The following is an 832-nucleotide window of genomic DNA, read 5'->3' as shown; positions in this document are numbered from 1 at the left end:
AATGGCAATGGGCTGCCCGGTGTTATCCTGAGAGATGGTGGTGACCAATTCTGTGCCGTGATAGATATCGATATGGATACCTTGTTCTTCGGGCAGCATATTGAAGGGTGGCGTGTAGTATTCCTCCCGGGCTGCTCCGATTGTAAAGGAGCTGGTAGGCTGGTAGGCTACTTTGTCTCCGGATAAATCTCCGTAGAAGTCGATCACCGAAGGGGTTTCACGCACCTGGATGGAGTAGTTGTGATCGGCAAAGCCTGCAAAGGCCGTGAGGCCGCGCACGGTGATGGTTAGGCTACCGGTTTCGCGGTAGATGGGAAGTTCGATAGTGGTATTGCTTTCATCATTTCCGTCCAGAGTAATTTCTCCGCGGAACAGGTCGTCGGGCGAAAGAGAATAGGCCATGGCCCGGGTAAGGGGCAACAAGCTTACCTGGTAATAGTCCTTATGGCGACCGGGTTCATAGCCGGTACAGTTTTCTCGTCCCCCGCCCAGGTTACCCCAACCTACAATGTGGAGGGATTTGCCCTTGGGGGCGTTTATGGTAACCGTTTGTCCTACATGTGTATCTATCTTCTCAACTGAACAGAGTTCACTGTCGAAGACATACAATACTACTTCTGCCACGTCCTTGCGCGACAAAGGCTCTCCCGCGTGGTCGTATGGCCTGACCGTGAGGGTGTGCGTGGTACCGCAATCGTCCAGGTCGTCTTTCAGGCAACCACTCAACGATACCGTCAGCAACAACAAACTCATCAGAGCCGGAATTACATTTTTTATTCTCTTTACCGTCATAATTATTTGGTTTTAAAATCGTAGTGATATGCGTCCCACC

At 51.2% G+C, this 832-nt stretch carries 1 protein-coding gene; it reads right to left on the bottom strand.

Features of this window, described 5'->3' with window-relative positions; all coding sequences use genetic code 11:
- On the bottom strand, positions 1-792 hold a 792-nt coding region (locus D0T87_RS23485), incomplete at its 3' end, for a FimB/Mfa2 family fimbrial subunit (protein WP_163178577.1).
- Positions 793-832: the final 40 nt, after the last annotated feature.

It is taken from the genome of Bacteroides sp. 51 (assembly GCF_010500965.1).
GTDB lineage: Bacteria > Bacteroidota > Bacteroidia > Bacteroidales > Bacteroidaceae > Bacteroides.
Note: the sequence above shows the minus strand (reverse complement) of the source record. Positions and strands in the feature narration are given on the sequence as shown.